The organism is Bacteroides sp. (assembly GCF_019417265.1).
Lineage (GTDB): Bacteria > Bacteroidota > Bacteroidia > Bacteroidales > Bacteroidaceae > Phocaeicola.
In genome coordinates this window covers 1-23,982 of sequence record NZ_DXVR01000040.1, presented here as the reverse complement: position 1 = coordinate 23,982, position 23,982 = coordinate 1, and the positions used below count along the sequence as shown (strand labels likewise).

General features: G+C 39.2%; 32 protein-coding genes and 1 pseudogene. 18 read left to right on the top strand and 15 right to left on the bottom strand.

Annotation, left to right across the window (positions count from 1 at the left end):
- Positions 1-137 precede the first annotated feature (137 nt).
- From QZ379_RS06790 to QZ379_RS06775, 4 genes are all read right to left on the bottom strand, one after another.
- Positions 138-1,115, bottom strand: coding sequence for an SPFH domain-containing protein (locus tag QZ379_RS06790; RefSeq protein ID WP_291562189.1), 978 nt, complete (start codon positions 1,113-1,115; stop codon positions 138-140).
- A gap of 39 nt (positions 1,116-1,154) precedes the next feature.
- Positions 1,155-1,589, bottom strand: coding sequence for an NfeD family protein (locus tag QZ379_RS06785; protein WP_291562176.1), 435 nt, complete (start codon positions 1,587-1,589; stop codon positions 1,155-1,157).
- Between the two features lie 113 nt (positions 1,590-1,702).
- Positions 1,703-1,915, bottom strand: coding sequence for a DUF3791 domain-containing protein (locus QZ379_RS06780; protein ID WP_291562174.1), 213 nt, complete (start codon positions 1,913-1,915; stop codon positions 1,703-1,705).
- Positions 1,888-2,244 (bottom strand): hypothetical protein, encoded by a 357-nt coding sequence (locus QZ379_RS06775; protein ID WP_291562172.1) that lies wholly within the window; start codon positions 2,242-2,244, stop codon positions 1,888-1,890. The genes QZ379_RS06780 and QZ379_RS06775 overlap by 28 nt, the downstream gene beginning before the upstream one ends.
- Before the next feature lie 121 nt (positions 2,245-2,365).
- Between QZ379_RS06775 and QZ379_RS06770 the strand changes: the two genes are divergently transcribed.
- The gene (locus tag QZ379_RS06770; protein ID WP_235339764.1) at positions 2,366-2,809 is read left to right on the top strand and encodes a YhcH/YjgK/YiaL family protein; all 444 of its coding nucleotides are present in this window, start codon (positions 2,366-2,368) and stop codon (positions 2,807-2,809) included.
- Positions 2,810-2,831: 22 nt separating this feature from the next.
- On the opposite strand, the gene QZ379_RS06765 is transcribed toward QZ379_RS06770, so the two are convergent.
- Positions 2,832-2,966: a hypothetical protein gene (locus tag QZ379_RS06765; protein ID WP_291562165.1), complete on the bottom strand. Its 135-nt coding sequence runs from the start codon at positions 2,964-2,966 to the stop codon at positions 2,832-2,834.
- 62 nt (positions 2,967-3,028) lie between these two features.
- Here QZ379_RS06765 and QZ379_RS06760 point away from each other — a divergent pair, with 62 nt between their 5' ends.
- Both QZ379_RS06760 and QZ379_RS06755 read left to right on the top strand, forming a co-directional pair.
- Positions 3,029-3,718 (top strand): radical SAM mobile pair protein A, encoded by a 690-nt coding sequence (locus QZ379_RS06760; RefSeq protein WP_291562193.1) that lies wholly within the window; start codon positions 3,029-3,031, stop codon positions 3,716-3,718.
- Positions 3,691-4,566, top strand: a complete 876-nt coding sequence (locus QZ379_RS06755) for a radical SAM mobile pair protein B (protein ID WP_291562162.1) — start codon at positions 3,691-3,693, stop codon at positions 4,564-4,566. The genes QZ379_RS06760 and QZ379_RS06755 overlap by 28 nt, the downstream gene beginning before the upstream one ends.
- Before the next feature lie 6 nt (positions 4,567-4,572).
- Here the strand turns inward: QZ379_RS06755 and QZ379_RS06750 are convergent, their stop codons facing one another.
- From QZ379_RS06750 to QZ379_RS06725, 6 genes are all read right to left on the bottom strand, one after another.
- Positions 4,573-5,487: an AraC family transcriptional regulator gene (locus QZ379_RS06750; protein WP_291562160.1), complete on the bottom strand. Its 915-nt coding sequence runs from the start codon at positions 5,485-5,487 to the stop codon at positions 4,573-4,575.
- Positions 5,477-5,740, bottom strand: a complete 264-nt coding sequence (locus tag QZ379_RS06745; RefSeq protein WP_291562158.1) for a FeoA family protein — start codon at positions 5,738-5,740, stop codon at positions 5,477-5,479. Before QZ379_RS06745 ends, QZ379_RS06750 begins: the two co-directional genes overlap by 11 nt.
- Positions 5,740-6,405, bottom strand: coding sequence for a cation diffusion facilitator family transporter (locus QZ379_RS06740; protein WP_291562155.1), 666 nt, complete (start codon positions 6,403-6,405; stop codon positions 5,740-5,742). Before QZ379_RS06740 ends, QZ379_RS06745 begins: the two co-directional genes overlap by 1 nt.
- Positions 6,406-6,473: 68 nt before the next feature.
- Complete coding sequence (locus tag QZ379_RS06735) at positions 6,474-7,058, bottom strand: helix-turn-helix domain-containing protein (RefSeq protein WP_291562152.1); 585 nt, start codon at positions 7,056-7,058, stop codon at positions 6,474-6,476.
- The gene (locus QZ379_RS06730) at positions 7,055-7,306 is read right to left on the bottom strand and encodes an AraC family ligand binding domain-containing protein (RefSeq protein WP_291562149.1); all 252 of its coding nucleotides are present in this window, start codon (positions 7,304-7,306) and stop codon (positions 7,055-7,057) included. Before QZ379_RS06730 ends, QZ379_RS06735 begins: the two co-directional genes overlap by 4 nt.
- Position 7,307: 1 nt before the next feature.
- On the bottom strand, positions 7,308-7,739 hold the full coding sequence (locus tag QZ379_RS06725; RefSeq protein ID WP_291562146.1) for a transcriptional repressor: 432 nt from the start codon (positions 7,737-7,739) through the stop codon (positions 7,308-7,310).
- Between the two features lie 212 nt (positions 7,740-7,951).
- Here QZ379_RS06725 and QZ379_RS06720 point away from each other — a divergent pair, with 212 nt between their 5' ends.
- Positions 7,952-8,731 carry a Cof-type HAD-IIB family hydrolase gene (locus tag QZ379_RS06720; protein WP_291562143.1) on the top strand — a complete coding sequence of 260 codons (780 nt, stop codon included), beginning with the start codon at positions 7,952-7,954 and terminating at the stop codon, positions 8,729-8,731.
- 175 nt (positions 8,732-8,906) lie between these two features.
- Here the strand turns inward: QZ379_RS06720 and QZ379_RS06715 are convergent, their stop codons facing one another.
- On the bottom strand, positions 8,907-9,281 hold the full coding sequence (locus QZ379_RS06715) for a helix-turn-helix domain-containing protein (protein WP_291562140.1): 375 nt from the start codon (positions 9,279-9,281) through the stop codon (positions 8,907-8,909).
- A gap of 169 nt (positions 9,282-9,450) precedes the next feature.
- On the opposite strand from QZ379_RS06715, the gene QZ379_RS06710 reads away from it, so the two are divergent.
- The 13 genes and pseudogenes from QZ379_RS06710 (at position 9,451) to QZ379_RS06650 (ending at position 20,775) form a co-directional block, all read left to right on the top strand.
- Complete coding sequence (locus QZ379_RS06710) at positions 9,451-9,843, top strand: nuclear transport factor 2 family protein (protein WP_291562138.1); 393 nt, start codon at positions 9,451-9,453, stop codon at positions 9,841-9,843.
- 2 nt (positions 9,844-9,845) lie between these two features.
- On the top strand, positions 9,846-10,385 hold the full coding sequence (locus QZ379_RS06705; RefSeq protein WP_291562129.1) for a flavodoxin family protein: 540 nt from the start codon (positions 9,846-9,848) through the stop codon (positions 10,383-10,385).
- Between the two features lie 215 nt (positions 10,386-10,600).
- Entirely contained in the window at positions 10,601-12,157 is a 1,557-nt protein-coding gene (locus QZ379_RS06700) for a sulfatase-like hydrolase/transferase (RefSeq protein ID WP_291562117.1), read from the top strand.
- Between the two features lie 139 nt (positions 12,158-12,296).
- On the top strand, positions 12,297-13,769 hold the full coding sequence (locus tag QZ379_RS06695; protein ID WP_291562106.1) for a PepSY-associated TM helix domain-containing protein: 1,473 nt from the start codon (positions 12,297-12,299) through the stop codon (positions 13,767-13,769).
- Between the two features lie 60 nt (positions 13,770-13,829).
- Positions 13,830-14,054: pseudogene (locus tag QZ379_RS06690) on the top strand (sulfite exporter TauE/SafE family protein); the annotation flags it as partial.
- A gap of 19 nt (positions 14,055-14,073) precedes the next feature.
- Complete coding sequence (locus QZ379_RS06685; protein ID WP_291562083.1) at positions 14,074-14,307, top strand: thioredoxin family protein; 234 nt, start codon at positions 14,074-14,076, stop codon at positions 14,305-14,307.
- A gap of 4 nt (positions 14,308-14,311) precedes the next feature.
- Complete coding sequence (locus QZ379_RS06680) at positions 14,312-15,280, top strand: permease (protein ID WP_291562080.1); 969 nt, start codon at positions 14,312-14,314, stop codon at positions 15,278-15,280.
- A 36-nt stretch (positions 15,281-15,316) separates the two neighbouring features.
- Positions 15,317-15,772, top strand: a complete 456-nt coding sequence (locus tag QZ379_RS06675; protein WP_291562077.1) for an arsenate reductase ArsC — start codon at positions 15,317-15,319, stop codon at positions 15,770-15,772.
- A 135-nt stretch (positions 15,773-15,907) separates the two neighbouring features.
- Positions 15,908-16,477, top strand: a complete 570-nt coding sequence (locus QZ379_RS06670; RefSeq protein WP_291562074.1) for a hypothetical protein — start codon at positions 15,908-15,910, stop codon at positions 16,475-16,477.
- A 4-nt stretch (positions 16,478-16,481) separates the two neighbouring features.
- The gene (locus QZ379_RS06665) at positions 16,482-17,588 is read left to right on the top strand and encodes a serine/threonine-protein kinase (protein WP_291562072.1); all 1,107 of its coding nucleotides are present in this window, start codon (positions 16,482-16,484) and stop codon (positions 17,586-17,588) included.
- 112 nt (positions 17,589-17,700) lie between these two features.
- Complete coding sequence (locus QZ379_RS06660) at positions 17,701-18,240, top strand: DUF456 domain-containing protein (RefSeq protein ID WP_291562069.1); 540 nt, start codon at positions 17,701-17,703, stop codon at positions 18,238-18,240.
- 60 nt (positions 18,241-18,300) lie between these two features.
- Complete coding sequence (locus QZ379_RS06655; RefSeq protein WP_291562066.1) at positions 18,301-18,933, top strand: hypothetical protein; 633 nt, start codon at positions 18,301-18,303, stop codon at positions 18,931-18,933.
- Between the two features lie 21 nt (positions 18,934-18,954).
- Positions 18,955-20,775 (top strand): hypothetical protein, encoded by a 1,821-nt coding sequence (locus QZ379_RS06650; protein WP_291562064.1) that lies wholly within the window; start codon positions 18,955-18,957, stop codon positions 20,773-20,775.
- Between the two features lie 120 nt (positions 20,776-20,895).
- Here QZ379_RS06650 and QZ379_RS12750 read toward each other — a convergent pair whose 3' ends face one another.
- Positions 20,896-21,054: a DUF1963 domain-containing protein gene (locus QZ379_RS12750; RefSeq protein ID WP_366933581.1), complete on the bottom strand. Its 159-nt coding sequence runs from the start codon at positions 21,052-21,054 to the stop codon at positions 20,896-20,898.
- Positions 21,055-21,095: 41 nt separating this feature from the next.
- Positions 21,096-21,518, bottom strand: coding sequence for a hypothetical protein (locus QZ379_RS06645; RefSeq protein WP_291562062.1), 423 nt, complete (start codon positions 21,516-21,518; stop codon positions 21,096-21,098).
- Positions 21,519-22,565: 1,047 nt separating this feature from the next.
- On the opposite strand from QZ379_RS06645, the gene QZ379_RS06640 reads away from it, so the two are divergent.
- A complete protein-coding gene (locus QZ379_RS06640; RefSeq protein WP_291562059.1) occupies positions 22,566-23,186 on the top strand; it encodes a hypothetical protein in 621 nt (206 codons plus the stop codon).
- 300 nt (positions 23,187-23,486) lie between these two features.
- Here QZ379_RS06640 and QZ379_RS06635 read toward each other — a convergent pair.
- Positions 23,487-23,982 (bottom strand): Imm50 family immunity protein (locus QZ379_RS06635; RefSeq protein ID WP_291562055.1); only part of this gene is annotated, 496 nt, incomplete at its 5' end.

Genomic DNA, 23,982 nt, shown 5'->3' with positions numbered 1-23,982 from the left:
ATTTGTGAACTCATAATGTTGGTTTTATGAGTCAACTTTTTTCAGGGTAAGACAACTCCTCGTTATATGTTCTTTTAATGTTCACCGGGCGTTTATTAGCCGTTCACTGAATGGATACAGAAAAATAGAATCCCAATTTATCCTTTAAGTATCTCTTTTATGCCTCCCAAAGAGCCAAGTAGGGAGGTCGCTTCGTATGGAATGTAAACGGTCTTGTTGTCCTTTCCGCTTGCCATTTCCTTCAGAGTTTCTATATATTTAAGTGCTATCTGATAAGATGCCGGATCGGAGTTGGAGCCTTTGATTGCCTCGGCCAGTTTCTCAATAGCTTCAGCCTCCGCTTTTGCCTGAAGAATTTTTGCTTCCGCTTCACCCTGTGCCATAAGAATCTGTGATTCTTTCTGTGCCTTAGCCTGATTTATCTGTGCTTCCTTCTCACCTTCGGAATAAAGAATCTTCGATGTTTTGTCACCTTCAGCCTTCAGAATCTTCGCACGGCGTTCGCGTTCTGCCTGCATCTGCTGTTCCATGGCACGGCGTACACTCTCAGGAGGAGTGATGTCCTGCAGTTCCACACGGTTTACTTTAACTCCCCATTTGTTTGTTGCCTCGTCAAGCACCTCACGAAGACGGGAATTGATGGTGTCGCGCGATGTAAGAGTTTCGTCCAGTTCCAGTTCGCCGATAATGTTACGAAGAGTTGTCTGCGTAAGTTTCTCTATTGCGTTTGGCAGGTTCTCTATCTCATATACCGACTTGAACGGGTCTGTAATCTGGAAATACAGCAATGCGTTAATGCTGGTGGTCACATTATCTTTGGTAATCACGCTCTGTTCCGGAAAATCGTAAACCTGTTCACGAAGGTCTATCACGTCCGACATTCTTATAAGTGTCTGTGTAGCTCCGTTCATTCTTGTTACCACATACCTTGTATAAACCTTTCTCGGTCTGTCGAGAATAGGCCATATGATGTTTATACCTGAAGACAACGTACTGTGGTATCTTCCTAATCTTTCAATAACTTTTGTTTCCCCCTGGCGGATGATTTTAAGCCCCTGCACTGCGAAAACTATCACAACAAGTGCTATAAGCCCTACAACAATCAAAGCTCCCATAAATGTGTGTTTTTTAGATGTTTATAATAAAGATATTTATCATGCTTTTCTGACGGTGAGTATAATGCTGTTCACTTTAAGAACGACGACTTTCTCGCCTTTCATAATATTGTTTCCGTCTTCCGATACAGCCTTCCACCTGTCCCCGTCAATGGCTATGCGTCCGCTGTTTGTTTCCGGAATGATGTCTTCCTCAACGATGGCTGTCCGTCCGATAAGGGCTTCCACTCCGCTTTTCGGCGAATCTTTCTTCCTCGAAAGAAACTTAAGCATGAACGGGCGTACATAGATGAATGATATTAAGGTGAAAACGGCAAAGACCGTAATCTGCCAGACTAAAGAATCGGTGAAACACGATGCCACAGCTGCTCCAACGGCTCCAATAGCCAGACATAATGCAGCGAAACCTACGGTTATTATTTCTATTATTACAAGTGCCAGTGCTATGGCAAGCCATATTTGCCAGATTTCCATAAAATGAGTGTTTTAAAAATTTATGTTGTCAAGATATTAATTTTTTCCCGGTTTTCAAAGGGATGTGAGGAATTTTCTACAATAATATTTGAAGCATGATATACTTTCATAAATTACAAAACTCCTTTCTCTTTCATATAATCTGTCAGGTCTTCCATCAGATAACGTGAACCAAATGTATGCAGTACATCGTATGAGGGGACAATGTATCCATACAGTATCCCTGATTCTTTAAGCTGTTTATAAACTTCTCTCTGTGATAGATGAAGATGTACAGCCAATGAGCTGATGCAAAATGTTACAAAATCCAAAACTTCTTTATCCATGGAATATGTTCACTCCTAAGCATATTGCCCATAAGTCCCTCATGGAGAGCTGCATTCAACTTCCCGTACCGTTCCTTTATGCCATTTAGTATATCGTTTCGATAAACCTCGCAGAAATTATATCCTAATGAAGCGAATGGCTCCATAAGGAAAGCACCATACTTACCGAACTTGTGTTTTGGATCGTATGGAATTCCTAATACCATCTGGCGGAAAAGTGACTGTTTTTTTCTTGCATGTGCTTTGAATGCCGTTTCACCGTTTCCCGGTGGAGTTTCTTGATATGCAGCTTTCTGCTTTAATAATATAAGCTTTTCTAAATGTTCCATATTTTAAAATCCAGTTATATGACAAAATTAGCAATAATATTTTATTAATTATTATGTTGCGATAATCAATACAATTTATTTTTTCATACCTTTGCATATCAGAATTTAAAACATTACGATTATGATTATCGACAAACTTGAAAACATTGGAATGTATGCCTCTGTAAATCCGCTGTTTGCTCAGGCTATTGAATTTTTGAAATCGACAGACCTTAATGCTCACGAACTTGGTAAGGTAGTGCTGAAAGAAGGCGAACTGTTCGTTAACTTTGCTGCTGCAAGACCAAAAACTAAGGATGACGCAAAAATCGAGACACACAATAACTTCATTGATATCCAGATTCCTCTTACTGGTACTGAACTAATGGGATATATGCCAAGAACAGACCTTGCTGAGGCTGAATACAATGCTGAAAAGGATGTAACTTTCTATCCTGGACATGCTACTGACTATCTGACTGTTAAACCAGGTATGTTCGCTATTTTCTTCCCTGAAGATGCTCATGCTCCGGGTGTGACTGAAGTGGAGTTGAAGAAAGTTATTGTAAAGGTTAGGGTGAAATAAGATATCGGTTTCCATTTACGGATCATTTGATAACGGAAGAATAGGCAAGCATTAGGCTGTCTGCCTGTTCTTCCGTTTTTGTTTTTAATTGATTTCTCTGTTTCTTCATCTTATCTGCAATATTTCCGCCTGTCCTTATCAAATTGGTATCTTTCATTGCTGTTATGGTACATTTTCAGTGTCTATTATGGATTAATTTTGCTGGAAAATATAAGTAATATGACTGTGTGTATTAAATCTCTGATTCAGAATATGAATATTGTTATAGGTTGTACTATAGGGTGTAACTACTGTTATGCCAGGTGTAACTGCAACAGGTTTCATATGACTGATGATTTCTCAAAACCGGAATATATGGGCAGGAAGTTATATCTTATGGATAATCCGAAATCACATGTATGGTTTCTCACCGGAATGAGCGATTTCTCTGATTGGAAAACAGAATGGAATAATGAAATATTCAATCGTATATCTATTAATTCTCAGCATTCTTACATATTATTGACCAAGCGACCTGAACTTATTGATTTCAGAACAGACGATGAAAATGTGTGGATGGGTGTGACTGTAACCAGAGCGTCAGAGAAAAAACGTCTTACAGATTTAAAGAAACATGTTAAGGCTAAACATTATCATGCCACATTTGAACCTCTTTTTGAGGATATAGGCGAAATTGATTTTAGAGGGTTTGACTGGGTTGTTATAGGAACAGAAACCGGAAAAAGAAAAGGGAAAGTTGATGCCAGGCCAGAGTGGGTATTACATATAGCTGAACAAGCAAAAAAATGTAATATTCCTGTTTTTATGAAAGAAGATCTTTTGCCTATTATGGGTGAAGATAACATGATTCAAGAATTACCGGAACAATTTATTAAAAAAGCATGGAAAAAGAAATCATCAGGGAAATAGAGGTGCAAAGCGTGATGACCAAATCGTCTTTGCCGGTTGGAGGATTCTCTGTCAATCCGTACGTGGGATGTCCTCACGCATGTAAGTATTGTTATGCATCGTTCATGAAACGTTTTACAGGTCATACGGAACCATGGGGAACCTTTCTTGATGTGAAGCACTGGAAACCTATAACCAATCCGCATAAATACGATGGCCAGAGGATTGTTATCGGTTCTGTTACAGACGGATATAATCCATACGAAGGGGAGTTTTGCAGGACTCGCAGACTTCTGGAAGAGCTGAAAGGTATAAATGCCGAGATAATGATATGTACCAAATCTGATTTGGTTTTGCGTGACCTCGACTTGCTTAAGAAGTTCCCGAAGGTTACAGTCTCATGGTCTATAAATACCTTGGACGAACAGTTCCGCATGGATATGGACCGCGCCGTAAGTATAGAGCGAAGGATTAAGGCTATGAAAAAGGTATATGAAGCAGGAATACGTACCGTGTGTTTCGTGTCGCCTATATTCCCGGGTATTACCGATGTGAAATCCATTATCGGGCGAGTCAGGGATTTTGCCGATTTGATATGGCTTGAAAATCTAAATCTTAGGGGGCAATTCAAGGGTACCATCATGAGTTATATTAGGGAGAATCATCCGGATGTTTATGCCTTGTATGATGAAATCTACAATAAGAAACGGATGGACTACTGGGAGTCACTCGAAAAAGAGATTTCAATGTTCGCAAAACAAAACGGTTTCCCATACATGGTTAATGACTTGCCATACGGGCGTTCCGAGAAAGGGAAACCTGTCATAGTAAATTATTTTTACCATGAGAAAATAAGGTTGAATCAGTAACACTGATTATATAGACTTGATTGATGCCACAAATTCACTGATGGTCTGTCCTGTCATCTGCTTGAAGAAACGCATCAGATGGTTAGGCTCAGAGAAATGCAGGCGGTAGGCTATCTCTTTTACAGACATGCCTGAGAAAAGGATATCGTTCTTCACTTCCTGCAGCAACCGCTGTTTCAGCAGATGTACAGCCGACAGACCGAACTCACGCACTACGGCCTTATTCAGTGTCACCCTGCTGACGTTCATCATCTCCGCATAATCCGATACATGTGTCTTCTCTGAAATATGTTTTTCCAGCAGTTCTTTATATTGGTATGCGTAATTGTTCTGTGGAGGTGCGAAAGGAAGGTTGAAATGCCCGGCATAGAATCTGTTAAGCAACAGCAGAAACTGATACAGACAGGCCACAATCATGTGGTAACTGTCGGCAACAGGATTATGCAGCTCTATTTTCATCTGTTGCAGGATAGTCAGGTATGTAGCCATATCTTCCTTCGGCATATCGAAAAAAGTAGGGTAGTCATGCTGATAGCAATACAGAAGTCTGTACATGAAATATTTGTCTGACAGAAAGTTGTTTATGAATTCCTCCTGAAAGATTAGAAAAGTATAGTCAAGTTTCTCCAGACAGACATGCCATTCCTGAAGCTGGAATGGAGATATGACAAGGATCATATTAGGATGCAGCTCTATTTTCCTGCCCGACAAAAGCATATAGCCTTCTGCTCTGCGAAAGAAATAGAACTCAAAGAAATCTGTCTTATATCGCTTGTCGATATTGAACCATCCAGGCTTTTCGGAACTTTCCGCCGTATTAAGAAGAAAATCCACTCCGCATGAACTTTTGGAGTATTTCAGCAGAGAAATATGTTCAGCTGCTTTTACCGGATAAATGCTGTACGATTCTTTATGCCTCATAACAATTTGTTTTTACTACAAAGGTAGTTCTTTTTTTGGTTATTTCTATCAGTGAAGCAATATCCGGTGTAATGGCAATTTCTGAGTTTAGGATTCTATATACCACAGGACTTCCTAAAGGTGCATATCTGACAGCTTCGACTGTTTTGCCTTTTATGAATCCCATTTCCGACAAACGTTTTCTTAACAGTCCCTGCCCATTTATTCTTGTTATAATTCTTTTTTCTCCTTTCTTGAGTTCTGTGAGTTTCATTATTTTATGTAGGCTTTGGATGTAAGTATTTTTCCTGTATCAAAAAGCAGATTTTTTGCCCAGCGTATTATTACGGCAGAACATACAACAGCCACAAGTGTGTCAATCCACGTAATATCCCATATCATTGCACATATCAGTCCGAATATAGCCCCAAGACTTGTCAGTGCGTCAGCTACTACGTGCAGGTATGCCGAATGGCGGTTATAGTCTTCGTGCTGATGTTCCTTATTATCATGTAATACGAATGCACATATTATGTTTACCACCATTCCTATGGCTGCCACAATCATGGCTTCCGTATATTTTATATCAATGGCTGGAGTGAAGAAACGTTCTGCCGCCTCTATGATGATGAAAATAGCGAACATCAATAAAAGAATTCCGCTTGTATAGGCAGAAAGAGACAAGACCTTGTCATTGTCAACATTGTTTACCTGTTTTTTCTGCAATTTGCGTACTAATGCGTATGCGCCCCAGCTAAGACCTATAGCCAGTACATGCGATCCCATGTGAATGCCGTCGGCAAGTAGTGCCATTGAATTTGAGAATAGTCCGAATATTATTTCAAGCACCATTGTCGTAGCCGAAAATATTACTACAAATGCTGTTCGTTTTTCACCCTGTGATTTTTCCGGTGATACTGATTCATGTTTATGTCCCATAACTTTATTGTTTTTATTTTGATGCAAAGATATAGAACATATATAGTGATAGAATTACACAAAATATTTCATTTTTGGTACATTTTATTCATCATGTTTCTGAATTCATGCGGTGTAGAGCCTGTATGGCGTTTGAAAAAGCGTGAGAAATAGGACAATTCATTAAATCCTAACCTATATGCTATTTCTGAAATGTCATTGTCCGTGCGGAGCAAGAGTCTTTTTATCTCCAATATCAAGCGTTCGTTTATCATCTCCAATGCGGGTTTGTTGAAATGTTTCTTTGTCAGTACATTCAGATAGTTTGCACTGACTCCCAATTGTCCGGCATAATATTGTACCTGGCGCTCTTTTGCGAATGAACTGTCTATTAGCGATTTATATCTTTCCATAATTTCCGACATAATAGATGTATCCGAATTATTAATGGCAATTCTTTCTAATTCCAACAACAGTGTATGTATCTCAGATTGTGTTATAGCTGTTGAGTTTACAAGATTGGATACTGACTCTTTGTATATCTGATCAAACAGAGTCTTGATACGGACTTTCTCATCTTCGTTCAAGTCTTTACAGACAGGAATTTGCTTTTGAAAATCGGTAGAATAGGGTATCATGAAATCTTCTGTAAACTGTAATGCTGAATATTTCATCTTTCCTTCGGTACATAGAAAGTGGACTTGCTCCTTATGAAGAAAATCCTGTCCGGTGTTATCTGATACTCTTCAAAATCTATGGTATGCGTTCCGTTTCCTTCGTGTATCCAGTAAACGGCATAAAAGAAATGCCGGTGCGAGAATGTCACTTCAACATTCTCGTCGTCCACTATCTCACGTTTTATACTGAAATCTTTATCCTTCACGTGAGAATGTCCTATCTCCAGACTTCCTATTTTATCCATACTAAATATCCTTATGTTTTCTACTGCATTCCGGACATTCGCCTTTAATTACAAATGATACGGAATGCATCGTAAATCCTTGTCTGAGTTCAAATTCAGGAAACGGAATATCATCCATGCAGAATGATTTCCGGCACGACTCGCAATAGAAATGTATATGTGCGTCGGATTGGTTACAGACGGTTTTGCTTGTACACAGCTCATAGTTCAGTATTCCGCGTCCGTTTTCGAATGAATGCACTATGTCGTGCTCCAGGAACAGCGTCAATACGCGGAATATGCTTGACTTGTCCATTGTGGCAAGAATATCCTCCAGGTCTGTCAGACTCAAGGGACGGGCCTGTTCTTTGAGTACTTTCAGTACAAGAATTCTGTTTGCCGTTGGTTTTACTCCTTTCAATTCCAAGCTTGCAGCCAAATCTTTAGATTCCATAGCCTTTTCTGATTATCAGTTCGTTTCGCCACAAAGTTACGAAAAAATAAATCCACTTGTACGTGTATATGTTTTTATGCAACCGGGTTGCATTTGGGGCTCATATAGTGTTGGCCATTTATCAAAATGGTATCACTTTCTTGCTAACCGGTGGTGGTAGTAATTATTTTTTTTCGGAAATTTGCAGCGGATTTATAAAATTAAAAAGATACATGATAAAAGCTATATTCTTCGATATCGACGGAACTCTGGTAAGTTTCAACACTCACCGTATTCCGCAGTCGGCTGTAGATGCCATCTCTATGGCAAAAGCCAAAGGTATTAAAATCTATATCTCAACCGGCCGTCCTTTCTCGCTGATAAACAATCTTGACGAGATAAAGCATATGATAGACGGATATATCACAGCCAATGGGGCTTTGTGCTTTTCGGGCGACAGGATAATATCATGTACTCCTATCCCGAAAGAGGACGTATTGACGGTGTTGAGGTTTTCTGATGACATGAAATTCCCGTGCATGGTAGTAGGAGAGAAGAACCTTACTATGTACAACAGCGACGAGAGGACAGACCGTATATTCCGCCAGATGCTGAATGTCCACAATATGAGGGAAGACAATAATGTGGAACTGATTTTGCAGCAAAAAATACTACAGCTTACTCCTGTCATTTCTGTAGCCGAGGAAGAACTGATTATGCCTCGCCTTTCAGGCTGTGTTTCATCCCGTTGGTATCCGGACTTTGCCGATATAACTGAGACTAATGCCAATAAGGGTAACGGACTCCTGGATATTATATCGCACGAAAGCATTAGCATAGATGAAACAATGGCTTTCGGTGATGGAGGCAATGACTTGTCGATAATAGAGAAGGCAGGATTGGGCGTTGTTATGGGAAATGCTAATCAGGCTCTTAAAGAAGTGGCCGATTATGTTACGTCATCTGTAGATGAAGACGGTGTGTATAATGCCATGAAGAGATTTGTACTTTAAGCTTGAATAAAATCATGAATGACCTTACATTTTCTCTATATACAGATTGTGTTTTTATATATATAGATTGTTTATATAAAAATATAACTTGTATTTATATAAATATAGGTTGTATTTAGAGAAAATGAAAAGGTATTTTGCACTTGTCGAGCCTGTAGAATAAACTTCTGTCAGGCTAATTCTCTGTTATATCATTTGAAATAGCTTTCCCATATTTTCTGATAAATAAATTTTCATTCTTATTACCCCATTCAATCATGGCATCAATAATTGGTATCAATGTCAGGCCTAATGATGTGATGGTATATTCCGAACGTGGAGGTAATTCAGGGTATATGGTTTTCGTGACCAATCCGTCTTCCACCAGCTCTTTTAACTGTAAATCAAGTACACGTGGAGTGGCTTCAGGGAATATTTTATGAAGTTCGCTCGGACGTAATGATTTGTTTCGTAATTCATCCAGGATGCATGATTTCCACTTTGAACCTATAAGGCTGATTGTCAGCCTTAAAGGGCAATCCAAGTCTACCGGTATTTTTCTTTCGTACATAAGTCTATGGAACTGAAATTTATTATCACTCAAAAACAAGCGTAAAATTACAAAACTATGATATGATGAAAAAATTTTCATATACCGAAAAATTTTTCGGTACTTGTGGAAATAACAACTACCCTCTAACTTTGTGCCATTATAATTACTGACACATAAACCTATAATTATGAGAGCGAATATAGAGGAATACAAGGCTGTAGAACTTGCGGCCATGAATTTTGTGAGGAGTGTTGCAGAAGGCAACAGTTCGTATGCTAAACATCTTTTTACAGATGAAGCTGTCCTGTTCGGATATTTAGACGGTCAGTTGGAACATGGCAGTATAGAACAATTCTACAGGAATGTAGACAATGTTGGTCCGGACAGCGGTTTCAAGGCGCGTATAGACGTAATCGATGTGGAAGAGACACTTGCTGTAGTTCGTGTTTTGGAGGAAAACTGGGGTGGACGTATAGATTTTACTGATTATCTCCTACTTATGAAGATTGGCGGTGAATGGAAATGTGTGGCGAAAGCCTATAATCAGAATTCAAATACAATAAAAAATAAGGAGAAGTAAATATGAAAATTACTGTTATTACAGGTAGTCCGAGGAAGAACGGAAATAGCCTGGCCATGACACGTGCGTTTATAAAAGAAGCTGAAAAGTGCGGTCATACTATTAATCTCTATGATGCCGTTTCAATGAATATAAGTGGTTGTCATGCGTGCATGACTTGTTATAAGACCGGGAGAGCATGCACGTTCAATAAAGATTTTGATGCTATAGCATCTTCTATTATTGATTCGGATGGAGTTCTGTTTGCCATGCCTGTCTATTGGTATTCTATTCCGGCACAAATAAAAGGAGTAATTGATTGCTTATTCTCGCTTGTAGCTGGGGAGAAGAATGCATCCGGAAAGAAGTGGGGCCTGATTACTTGTTGCGAGGGAAATGATATGTCTGTAATGGATGGTGTAAGAATACCAATGGAGAAGACTGCTTCCTTGTTGAAATGGAATCTTGCAGGTGAAGTTCTTATACCGGATGTCTTAAATGAAGATGAGATTGAGAATACTGATGGATGTCGTTTGGCTACAGAACTTGCCCATAAATTTTGATTGTATATTAAAGGTAAATGGAATCCTAAAGAAGGGATAACATTTACCTTTTTATATGAAGTATGATTTGAATTCTTATTAGAACCAATGGAAATATTCTTATTTATTATGTCGATATAAATAAAATATATTATTTTCTTTGGCATAATTAATCCATCTTTTATAATATTTCGTATATTTGTCCACATATATCATTTTAAACTAAATCTTACCTTATGGAAAAAACCACTTTTCACTTGGGATTGATTTCAGCTGCGGCATTGCTCAGTGCATGTTCCGGTGGCGGTTCTAAAAATCAATCAGAAAACAAACAGAAGAATCCTAACGTAGTATTCCTTATAGCTGACGACCTTGGTATAGGCGATTTGAGTTGCTACGGTGCAACAAAAATCCATACTCCAAACATCGACCGTCTGGCAAGTCAGGGACTTCAGTTTGCAAATGCTTATACAACATCTTCTACAAGTACACCTACTCGTTTCGGTATTCTTACCGGTATGTATCCTTGGCGTCAGGAAAATACAGGTATCGCGCCGGGTAACTCTGAATTGATTATCAATACAGAATGTACAACTATGGCCGATATGTTCAAGGCCGAAGGTTATGCCACTGCTGCAGTAGGTAAATGGCATCTCGGACTTGGTCCTAAGGGAGGAACAGATTTCAACGGACTTATCAAGCCTAATACACAGGATATAGGCTTCGATTATGAATACATTATTCCGGCTACGGTTGACCGTGTGCCATGCGTGTTTGTAGAAAACGGACGCGTGGACGGACTTGACCCTAATGACCCTATAACTGTCAGCTATGACCATAAGGTAGGAGACTGGCCTACAGGTAAGGAAAATCCTGAACTTGTAAAGCTTAAACCAAGTCAGGGACATAATAATACTATCATCAACGGTATTCCTCGCATAGGATGGATGACAGGCGGTAAGTCTGCACTGTGGGATGATGAAAAGATTGCTGATATCATTACTCAGAAGGCTAAGGACTTCATAGTAAGCAACAAGGACACTACATTCTTCCTTTATATGGGAACTCAGGATGTTCACGTACCTCGTGTTCCGCATCCAAGATTTGCAGGAAAGAGTGGTTTGGGTACTCGCGGAGATGTTATCCTTCAGCTGGACTGGACAGTGGGCGAGATAATGAATACTCTTGACAGTCTGAATATCGCTGATAATACTATCTTCGTATTTCTGAGTGACAATGGTGCCGTGATAGACGACGGTTATCAGGATCAGGCCCGTGAACTGCTGAACGGACATACTCCTATGTTGAATTATCGTGGTGGTAAGTACAGTGCATACGAGGCCGGTACACGTACTCCATTGCTTGTAAGATGGCCGAAGAAGATTAAACCAGCCGTACAGGAAGGACTTTATTCTACTGTCGATTTCTTTGCATCATTCGCAGGTTTGTTGGGTTATGAAATTCCTCAAGGACAGGCTCCTGACAGCCGTAACTATCTGAATACTCTTATCGGAGCGGATACCAAGGGATGTGACTATGTAATTCAGCAGAACCTGAACAATACGCTTTCTATCGTTAAGGACGGATGGAAATATATCGAAACAAGCGATAAGCCTGAGTTGGAGTTCTGGACCAAGACAGAACTTGGTAACAGCAAGGAAGTACAGCTCTATAATGTAGTTGACGACCCTTCTGAAAAGAAAAATGTAGCTAAGGAAAATCCTGAAAAGACCCAGGAACTTGAAAAAATTCTGATGGCAGAAAAGAACAAGTTTGAAAAGACTAAGATGTAAACAATCTTTTAATAATCTTAATAAGCGACGCCCGATGAACGTAGTATTGACGTTTGTCGGGCGTTCTGTTTATGCCACTGTTGTATGGAATAGTGATTATATTTATTTTTGCACCGGATTTCAATATTGATATTGTATAATGAAACGCATCACCTGGAAAAAACATCATAAATGGTTCGGCATAATATTCGCATTATTCATGCTTATGTTCTGCCTAAGTGGGATAGTGCTAAATCATCGTGCATTGGTAGCAGATATAAATGTAGGCAGAGATTACCTGCCGGATGATTATAAGTATAAGGACTGGAATCTTGGACTTCTTCGTGGCTCTGTAAGATGTAATGATAATAATGTATTTATCTATGGAAACAGTGGAATCTGGAAGACTGATTCAACCGGACATTCTGTTTCTGATTTCAATAAAGGGCTGCCTGAAGGTGTCGATTTCCGTAACATCAAGGCTATGGTTCAGACTCCGGACGGCTCTCTTTTTGCAGCAGGACAGTTTGGCCTGTACAGGAACGATGGAAAAGGATGGGAGAGTACCCCTCTTAAATTTTCAAAACATGAACGTATATCAGATTTAGTTCTGAAAGGGGATACCATGGTTGTGGTGGGACGTTCGTATCTCTATACTTCCGTCAGTCCTTATAATGAATTCAGCAGATTGGAATTAAAGGCTCCTGAAGGTTATGACGGCAAGGTTTCACTCTTCCGAACCGTATGGCTTATGCATAGCGGAGAAATGTTCGGTACAGTTGGGAAACTGGTTATGGATGCTGTTGCAATTATATTGATCTTGCTGTGTCTTACCGGGATTGCATACTGGCTTTTGCCTAAATATATAAGGAGAATCCGCAGGAGAGGTAAAACGGCCAAAGGGAGTACTCAGCTAATGAAGTCGTCGCTTAACTGGCATGACAAACTTGGCAGATATACTTTCGTAATACTCATGTTCGTATCTTTTACCGGATGGTGCCTCCGTCCGCCTGTGCTTATAGCACTTGTTTCTTTCCGTACTCCGGCTATTCCTTATACCGTTGCAGACAGCGATAATGCCTGGAATGACAGACTGCGTATGCTTCGCTATGATGCCGAATATGGCGACTGGCTACTGTCTTCATCCGAAGGAATCTTCTCTTTGGCTACACTCCAGTCTGTTCCTGTGAAATTGGAGAATACACCTCCTGTCAGTGTTATGGGACTTAATGTTTGGCAGAAAGATTCCTGTGGCAACTGGCTTACGGGTTCTTTCAGCGGAATGTATGTGTGGGACAGAAGCAGACAGATTTCTACTGATTATTTCACCGGAGAAAAGGCGGAAGATGTTGCAGGTCCTCCGTTCGGTAAATATGCCGTATCGGGCTATTGCGATAATATTAGAGAAAAAACTTTCGTAGTGGAGTATTATAAGGGAACGACAGCTTTACATATGCCCGAAAATCTTTCTTCTCTGCCTATGTCGCTATGGAACTTTGCGCAGGAGATACATACGGGACGTATATACACCATCCTCGGAAAAGGAACCCTTATCTATATCTTCTTTGCAGGACTGGCAGCACTATGGTGCATCTATACAGGATTCGTTATCAGAAGAAAAAAGCGTGAGTGACAAATGTTTTATAGGAAAATGTATCTGTTTTTCTCATAAATTCCGGAAAATCTTTGTTTCATACCTATGTCTGCCACAGCTACCGCAGGCTATCTGCTTCCTGCCGTGTTTGCTATAGCAACTGCTATCCCTGTGCTGATAGTAGCATGGATATTGGTCTTCAGTGTACAGCAGATGAGCAGTTTCTACGGGCGTATAAAGACTGTTCAGAAATGGCTGAACGTGATAGTCGGGATACTCTTCATCGTAATAGGTATATATTATTGTTTTGTAATGTTTTTTTAATCAATAAATTTATAGAATTATGGAAATTAAAGTATTAGGACCGGGTTGCAGCAAGTGCAAGACAACCTATCAGGTAGTAGAGAAAGTAATCAAGGAAAACAATCTCGATGTGAAACTTACCAAGGTAGATTACATCATGGAAATGATGAACTACAACATCATGACCATTCCTGCCATAGTAGTGGACGAGGTGGTAAAGATAAAAGGTAAGGTTCCTACAGAAAGCGAAGTAAAAGAAATTTTAGGCATTTAAAAATATGATACAGGATTTTGCCGACTGGCTGGTTTACGGCATATTCGGTCTTGATGCCGGAACATCTCTTGGTGTGGCCGTAAACTTCTTCTTTTACGACACGATAAAGATTCTGATACTCTTGTTCTTCATCAGTGTGCTGATGGGGATAATAAACGCCTATTTCCCTATAGAGCGTTTGAGAAACTATCTTCTCACACACAAGATGTACGGACTTCAGTATCTGCTGGCATCAGTATTCGGAGCCATAACACCTTTCTGTTCCTGCTCGTCGATACCGTTGTTTATCGGTTTCGTCAAAGGAGGAATACCTTTGGGAGTGACATTTGCATTTCTGATAACATCGCCGTTGGTCAATGAGGTGGCAGTAGCCATGTTCTTAGGCTCATTCGGTCTGAAAGTTACTTTGATTTATGTCATCAGCGGTATATTGCTTGGAGTGATAGGCGGTTTCGCATTGGGAAAGATGAACCTTTCTCCATACCTCAGTGATTGGGTAAGGCAGATACAGGCCAACTCGTCCGCACAGGCTGAGGAGTGGGAGAAGAACCACACTAAGTTCTTCAAGCGACTTCCTTCCATTGTTCGTGATGCCTGGAAGATAGTGAGCGGAGTACTCATCTATATCATTATAGGTATCGGAATAGGGGCCTTTATGCATGGTTTCGTGCCGGAAGGTTTCTTCGAGCAGTACATGGCTAAGGACAACTGGTATGCGGTACCGGTGTCAGTTATTCTGGCAGTACCTATGTATGCCAATGCCGCAGGTATAGTTCCTGTGATAGAGGTATTCGTGGCCAAGGGAGTGCCTATGGGAACTGCCATAGCATTTATGATGGCCGTTGTAGGACTGTCATTGCCGGAAGCTACACTGCTGAAAAAGGTTATGACATGGCGTTTGATAGGTATATTTTTCGGGACTGTAGCCTTTTTTATAATTTTGTCGGGCTATCTGTTTAACTATTTACTGTAATAATAAACTCAAAAACTTTGAAACTCATAAACTCATATGAAAATACTTATACTTTGTACAGGAAACAGCTGTCGTAGTCAGATGGCTCACGGTTTCCTACAGTCGTTTGATGATTCTTTGGAAGTCTATTCAGGAGGAACAGAACCGGCCGCTCAGGTTAATCCGAAGGCGGTGGAGGTAATGAAGGAAGTAGGAATAGACATAAGTAACCATATTCCTACTCATGTAAATACATATCTCGACAGTGAATGGGACTATGTTATAACCGTATGCGGAGGCGCAAACGAGAGTTGCCCTGCATTTACGGGTAAGGTAGGAAAATGCCTTCACATAGGTTTCGATGACCCGTCGGATGCCACAGGCACTGAGGAGTTCATCAACTCGGAATTCCGTAGAGTACGCGATGAGATAAAGAACGGTTTCGCCCGTTTCTATATCACCGAGATAAAGAAGCAGGAGCTACCGAAATGCTCTTGCGGAGGTAAGTGCTGATAATTACAGTGCATAAATATAATTAAGCTTAATCCGGCAGAATTGTACCTAAAGGTCATTTCTGCCGGATGTTTTTTTGCATATTCTTCTATTCATTATCAATAAAATATTACATTTGCGCCAAAAGTATATACTATGGATGAAAAAGAATGTTTGGAACAGCTGAAAATCAGTGTAGAAAGGGTATTGGGTAAGAAACTTCTCACCCCCAAGGATTACGACTCTCTGTCGGAACATATATTTTCAAGGCTGCATATTATGATTAGTGCCACCACTTTAAAACGCTTGTGGGGATATCTGAAGGAGAATACATCGCCCAGACTTGCCACTCTCGATGTGCTTTCACGATTCGTGGGATACAAAGACTGGAGCGAGTACCGTAAGTCCGTCGGAGGCAGTGAAACAATACAGTCCGATATTATCATTTCACGAAGTCTGAATGTGGAGCAGCTTGAGAAAGGGGATAAGGTGCTTGTGGCATGGTTGCCGGACAGACAGTGTATTTTTGAGTTTTGCGGAGGAAATGATTTCAAGGTTTTCAAGGCGGAGAATTCTAAAATCAAGGCAGGTGCCACTTTCAGATGCAGTTTTCTGATAGAGGGCGAACCTTTGTTCATCGACCATCTGATACAGGACGGAATGCCTCCTACATCGTATGTGGCAGGAAAAATAGACGGAATACGTTTTGAACTAATTAAAAAATAACACTATGAATACATCTACATCAGGATTTGTTACTTCTGAAGATTTATCAGTAAACAGCTCTTTCACGGAAGTGACAGAAATGTACTCAGGAGCATATTGTGTTCTATACAAGGCAAAAAGATACGGACGGTGGTATGTCCTTAAAACTTTGAAGGAAGAACACCGTTCAACCATGTTGTACAGAGAACTTCTGAAAAAGGAATTCGACATCAGCATCTCGCTTTCGCATCCCAATATCGTGAGAACAATCGGCTGGGAGAATGTTCCCGGTGTAGGGGAGTGTATCATAATGGAGTACATCGACGGAGTGTCTTTCGATGAATATCTTAGTGAGAAACATTCCTCTTCGGACAGAGCCAGAGTGATAAAAGGGGTGATTTCTGCCTTATCGTATGTACACGGCAAGCAAATAGTACACCGCGATTTGAAACCTGCCAACATAATGGTGACAGCCAACGGCGGTAACGCTAAAATACTTGATTTCGGACTGTCGGACACTGATTCTTATTGTATATTGAAGCATCCGGCCGGTACTGACAAATATATCTCTCCGGAACAGCTGACAGAGTCCGTACCTGACTGCCGTAACGATATCTACAGTCTTGGAAAAGTTATCAGAAAAGCCGATATAAGCCTTTTCTACAATCATTTGGCAAATAAATGTATGAGGACCAGGACTCTAAGGTTCGCCAATGTAGAGAGCATATCTTCGTATATCAACGTATGGGAAAAGTTCGTATCGGCCGTTCCTGTATTCGTTCTCTTCGTAGTTTCAGTAGTGTTTATATCATTATACTCTGTAGGCCAGAAGGATAGCTCCGATAAGAACGACTATTTGAATGAAGCCATAGAGAATGGGAAAAAGGAGGTTGATAAAATCTATGAGCCATTGATAGATTTTATAGGAGGAAGGGAGAAAATAGGCTATGAAGAATATAAAACCATGTCGAAGATAATGTCTGAAATCGGAAATAAGGTTGTGGTAATGTGCGATTCGCTTACTGACGGAATGGATGAGGTGAGCAAATCTACTGTAACCAATGCCGTAAGTCTGTATTCATCGGATTTATTCAAGGATATAAGTCTTCCGATGCCGGTAATGGAAGAATAACGTCTCTTCTGTATGGCTTAAGTCTAAAAGGACTAAAATGGACCAACGGCCTTTTGGACATAATTTCTATGTTTGCATCACAGTAATTTTTTAATCTTAATTTTTTACAAACATGGAAATTGTATGGATTATTTTGAGCTTCCTGTTGATGGCAATAGGACTCGTGGGATGTTTTATCAATCGTGTGCCGGGACCCATCCTGGCTTATGCAGGTATCCTGCTTCTGAACTTCTGTACTGACATACAGGTGTTCGACACTATGAGCCTCGTAATATGCGGTCTGGCGGTAGTATTGTGTAAGGTGGCAGATATGTTTGTGCCCAAGGTGGCAGGTCTGATTTCGGAATACGGAAAGTCGGGCAAATTGGGATGTGTCATCGGGTCTATGCTTGGAGTGCTGGGCGTTTGGCCTACAATCAGTTCTGCCGATGACAATACTACCGTCATACTGACTATGATTCTCGCCTTAGTGGTTTTCCCTTTTGTTTTTGCTTACATCGGAGAATCCGTTTCACGTAAAAGCCTGACTGCTTCTTTCCGACCTGCTCTGGCAGCATTTGCCGCTTATCTGATAGGCACATGCCTTAAGCTTGCAGTCACTCTTTACTGCATCTACGTGGCTTTCGAAGGCTATGGAAACTCCAGTTTCTGATAAACAATAAAGCTTATTATACAGAACAGATTATTTGATAATTCTAAAAAAACGACTACTATGACAAAAATAAACATTTTATTTCTTTCGTTGATCCTGGCCATAATTACTGTGGCATGTGGTGATCCGTCAGTTCCGGAGAGTGTGACACTGAAAGTTACTCAATCAGAAGTTTATGGGGACAATTCTGAATACTTCTCTGTAGTTCAGGGGGAATATAAACTGAAATGCGGCGACCGTGTGAGAATGAAAATCAGGCTTAGACTTGAAAAAACACCGGATAAGGAAATCAACTATATCCACAGTCCGAGTCTGCGACTTAAGGACGAAGACGGTATGAGCATCGTTGACAGTTATTCGCAAATGGTTCTGGCTGACGGAGAGGAGGAAAAGATGGTGAGCTTCCTTAAATCCGAATCTGGAACCGAGCAGGACTTCGTGTTTATCAATGATTTCGATTATGATTATGCAAAGGCCGTAATGGAAAAATCCAAGAGCTTTTCGATAGAAAATATTTACATAAGTTTCAAGGAAGACGAAAAAGACAGCTCTGCAGACTTTGATGATATAGAGAAAGGTTTGAACACATTGGGGAAAACAATGGACCTTATGGATGATGTGATGAAAAACTCGGACGAGATGATGGAAACCAGCAGGAAGGCTATGGAACTATTAAAAGAATACAGTGAATAAAACATTAATATACAATAAGATATGAGAACTTCAGTATTATATTTCTTAGGATTTCTGTCATTCTGTTCATCAGAAATCTCGGCACAAAGACAACAGGTTATAGAATTTTACCGTCCGCCATTGGATATACCGATGGAAGGAAAAATCACATACTCGTATATCGTAGGCAAGGATGGCGACAATATTAAGGACGGTCCCCTTTCAATCAAGGCAAGCATTAATAACTTCCAAAGGTATGTACAACTCCAGAAAATGACAATAAACGGCAACTATAATCTCACTGCCAATTATAAGAACGGAGATATGAACGGTGCCCTGTCGCTAAACTCAAGGACTACCTATACTCATGGCTCACGTTCGCAGGTGGAGAGCTTCACACTGAACGGAAACTTCAAGGATGGTATTCCGAACGGAAATTTTGTGGCAAACTATGTAACTACCGTTGAAGCCAAAATGAATGTAAACTACAACAACGGAAAACTGGTAGGATCGTATATGGTGGACTATTCCACAGCACTGGTTGACCGTGAAGCCATTAAAGGAACTCTGACACAGAACGGAGAACTGACAGGCAGATGGGATTTCAATTACATAGACGAAAGATTTACTTATACATTCCTTAAAGGCGTGCGTCTGAGCAGTTCCGGCAAGGACACCAGCACTCCGCCAGCTCTTGTGGAGAAAGCCAGACAGCTTGCCAATGGAACTATCACGGAAGAGAAACTGCGCGAACAGGGGATAATGGTATTTGAGGACAGTATTGATTTGGGAGTCCATGCAAACAGAATCATCTTGCGTGATAATGTCATCAGTTTCAGGGATTTGCGCGGATGTGATTTTTCTACTCCGAACTTCAAGAAGTTCAAATATCTGGAGAAAGTAGAATATCTTACTGACGAAGGGTTCAACGTATTGATAAGCTCTATCAGGAAAGCTATTATTGAGAATGATTATAATGTAGATAATTTTGATAAGCTCGTACAGTGCAATGACCATTTTGAGAGAACTATTGCTACAGACGAGAGGGGCATGAAATATGTAAAAACAGGAGCATATTACTATTATCTTACCACAGCCGGAGAATTTAAGGGAACATCTATCGACAGGTTTTATCTGACCAAAGAACAAGCCGCAGCCTTGCCCGGAAAGATAGACGAGATAAAGAGAGAAACAGCTATCGGACTGATGGACTACCTCAAAATAGCCTATGATTATGAGTTTGACAGAAAGTTCGGTATAATGAAAAGGTTCGATTCTGCTAATCCTACGATAAAAGACATTACGCAGCTGTATGCTAATCTTTCAACTGTAAGGATGGATACCCTGCAAACCACTACAGACAAGGAGTTTATGATTCTTGAGGCAAAAAACGGTGTCTTCTATGTCAAGAAATCGGCTGCTGATGAACTGGATAATTACAAGACCAAACTCTTGAACCTCTCAAAGGATTATTTCACCAAGTTATATCAGCAGAATATCACGATAGACTACAACGAATCCATTATAGGCAACATAAAAAATCTTGAATCTATCTTGCAAAGTCTTAACTATCTGGTCAATAAATCATCCACTTCAATGGCATACAATGATTATGCGTACAAGTATTTCTGCACAGACGGAGTTGAAGACCAGGAATTATGGAAACTGGAACTTGGCAAGCGAATCAAGAAATTCACTAAAATAACACATATCCGCCTGACAAGAATAGACAATGATACAGTGTATTGTGAGTTTACAAGAAAAGGCAAGGAGGTATATCAGACATCTTTAAAGATTAAGGACAACAAGATTTTGGTTACTTCCATAGATTTTGAAGGGGCTAAACTTATCTCCGGCGAATAATCGGGGATGTATAATAGGCGTGTGTTACGGCAGAGGGCAGGAGTGCTCTTCAATGCCGTAACACTTTTCTGTTGTATTATTTCACATAAAATTCAGAGTATAGCTCTATTACTTTATCTTTTAATAGCACTGTAATTCAAACTTAAGATTTCTAAAATCTTTGTTTTTCAGATCTTGATGGGAAATGTAGAAATAAATATCCCCACAGTCACCAAACGAAAGTTCATATGTAAATCTTAATAATGCCCCCAAATAATCTGTTATCCATGTTTTTATCATATTTTCATTCTTATTGCTTTTCCTCTTATACTCCAGTTGATTTATTTAGATTGTTTCAGTAACGTACAGTTTTCATCTTTATAGTCTTGTAGCAGGGAATTGTATATTAACAAATCCAGTCTTTTATGATTTAAGACCTCCAATGCAAAGGCTATTGAAATAGAATCTGTATCTATACAATATGTAGAATCGCATTGATAAAGCATTGTTTCATCTGTACTATTATAATCAGACCTGAGACTTCCTTCAGGTGTTTCTCCATCAATCATAATTAATGACGGAGTAAAAGCCAGTTTAGAGTTTGTCTCTTTATTTGAAATAATGAAACCTACAATGATATTGGACTTTTGTTTGAGCGTAATTTTGTATTTTTTATTTTCATAATTTTCATATGAAATACGTGATGAACAAGAATATGATAGAAGCACATTAAATAGTGCAATTAGATATATAATAATTTTCATAATTCATATACTATTAATTAATTGTATCATTATTGCTTTCCTATTCATTTTGCGGTTACATGGTATTTTTAATAGTTTTACACATCGTATTGACTCCTTATCTATAGATTGGCTATTGGTCTTTGTTAAAATTGCTATATTCGAGAATTCATTTTTGTAATTTACGAAGAATCTCACATAAACTATGCCGTCTGGAATTTATAAATGCTTTTTATAATTAAGAGCGTTTTTTATATAAATGATATTTTATCAGGAATGAATAGTAACAAGTGTAAATTACAAGCAAAATGAATAACCAAACCAAAGAGCGCTTCGGATATACATCCAATATACTTAGTTCATATATACAAGGAACAATAAGCGGTATAAAAAAATTAAATTTGTTCTTGCCTAAAAACAATAATAGCAATAATAACAGGAACTGAACACCAAACAACAAACTTGCCCAAGCTATCATAGTCAATCCGTAAGCTACATCAGGATGGGCAATAGGAGCCAATCTATTTATGAGGGATATACCCAATAAATATATTATGCTAAATATTACATTCAAAGCGACTGCTATGATAATTTTCATTTCAAAGGTTTTGGTAAAAGTTAATAACATCCTCTTGGTTGCTCATTTAGACCAGATGAACTTTTCACTAATTCTGCTTTACCATGGTATTGAATACACCTTTGTATATGTAAAGCAGCACAATCATCATGCCTCTCACCTCCAAATTTACGAAACTTTTTCCATAATCTGCCACAATGATTCAACTATTTCATCATTGAACAGAAATAATTCATAATCATGCAATTAGTTCACACCATTTTATTATCTTTGCTACATAACCAAAGGAACCTGTCATGAAGCCGGATAGAATAAAACAATCACCGCCCGCCTCTAATTGGGTAATCGTACAATATTTATCGGTCGTTATACTATCGGTATCAATTATCTTATTGTGGATTGACAAATTTATAGGAATTCTGATTGTTGCATTTGCGTTCATTCTGGTCATACCGGCATTTGTTATTTCTGTTATATCCGTTTTCACATCATTGAGATTCAATACCAGGCACAAAAGAATATTCCTGGCATGGCATATCGTCAATATTCTGGCAGCACTTCTATGGATTTATAACCCCAACGACAGATGCGATGCCCATATAATGGAGAGACACTATATCAAATACCATGCCCAAATGGAAGACCTCTATCACAAAGTCCGTCAACAACTGAAACCGGGACGCAACATCTACATCGAATTTGAGAAAGGTAAAGTATCTGCTTTCAGTGTATTTACTGAAGACAAACATGGCTGCAACAGCTGGGACCCCAGCGAGGAAAAGATTGATTCTTTACTCATGACATCGGGTCTTGACAGAACGGATCTGAATGATATAGAGAACGAATTGGATGACATTCATTGCATTTCAATAGTAGTTTCATCATCTCCTCACAAACCATACAAAATCGGCTTCCGGCGCATCCTTCTGGATAAATACGACTTCATTATCTATCCCAATGTCCTTTCACAGGAAGAGCAGGAACGTGTAGCATCAGATCCGGGTAACATTCAGTACTCTCCGCACGTTGTGTTTAGATACAATACAGGCGCTATCGGCAATTTGAACTTTCCGGGCAAGGAAGAATATTTGCAGTCAAGAAAAATCAGATAAGTTGGAAAGGAAAGAGCATGACGTACCTGAAAGCCGTTTAAAGAGTAGATTAGTTGATGATACGGTTGCCTCCTATTCTTATCGTAACGGTATTCTTCAATGCAGGATTACCTTATCGAGAATTCACCATTGTTCTTAAGAGTAATGCGATATTTATCTTTTTTGTATAGATAGTAAGATTCCTTCTTGAACCACGTATATACTTGTTTGTTGGTATGGTTTAATAAAGCAAAAGATATGGTATTTGTTCTTGTAAGAAAAACCAACACAACCACAGTAGATACATGTGTAACACAACTCCTAATCTTGTTTGTATCCGGACATACTTTTTATATAATTCCATTTTGACAAGAAAGATAATTCAACTTTTCCTTCACTGCTTGTTATCGTAATTCTATTTTTGTCAATTGCTATTTTCTCACATTTTAAAACACATTCTTTTTTTAAGTCCTCATCTATATTAAAGTCAATGAACTTTACACTTAGGAAACCGAATACAAACTGAACTGTATTTATCTTTCTTTCTATCCACTTAGAAGGCATATCTTTAGGCATGTCCTTTATGTCAAATCTTATATCTACCTCAATGTCTTCACCTGTTATTACTGTAAATTCATGGATATATATAGATTTCAAATCTGGTAAAATTCCGTTATACAGTTTTTCAACTTTTTCTTTTCCATCAATAATTGACCACATAAATATTCTATTATTTATTATAAGTATAATTTTTTTGTAATTAGCCTTAATTCCGCAACATAATTGATAATTATTTTTATAAGTTCCTGAGCAACAT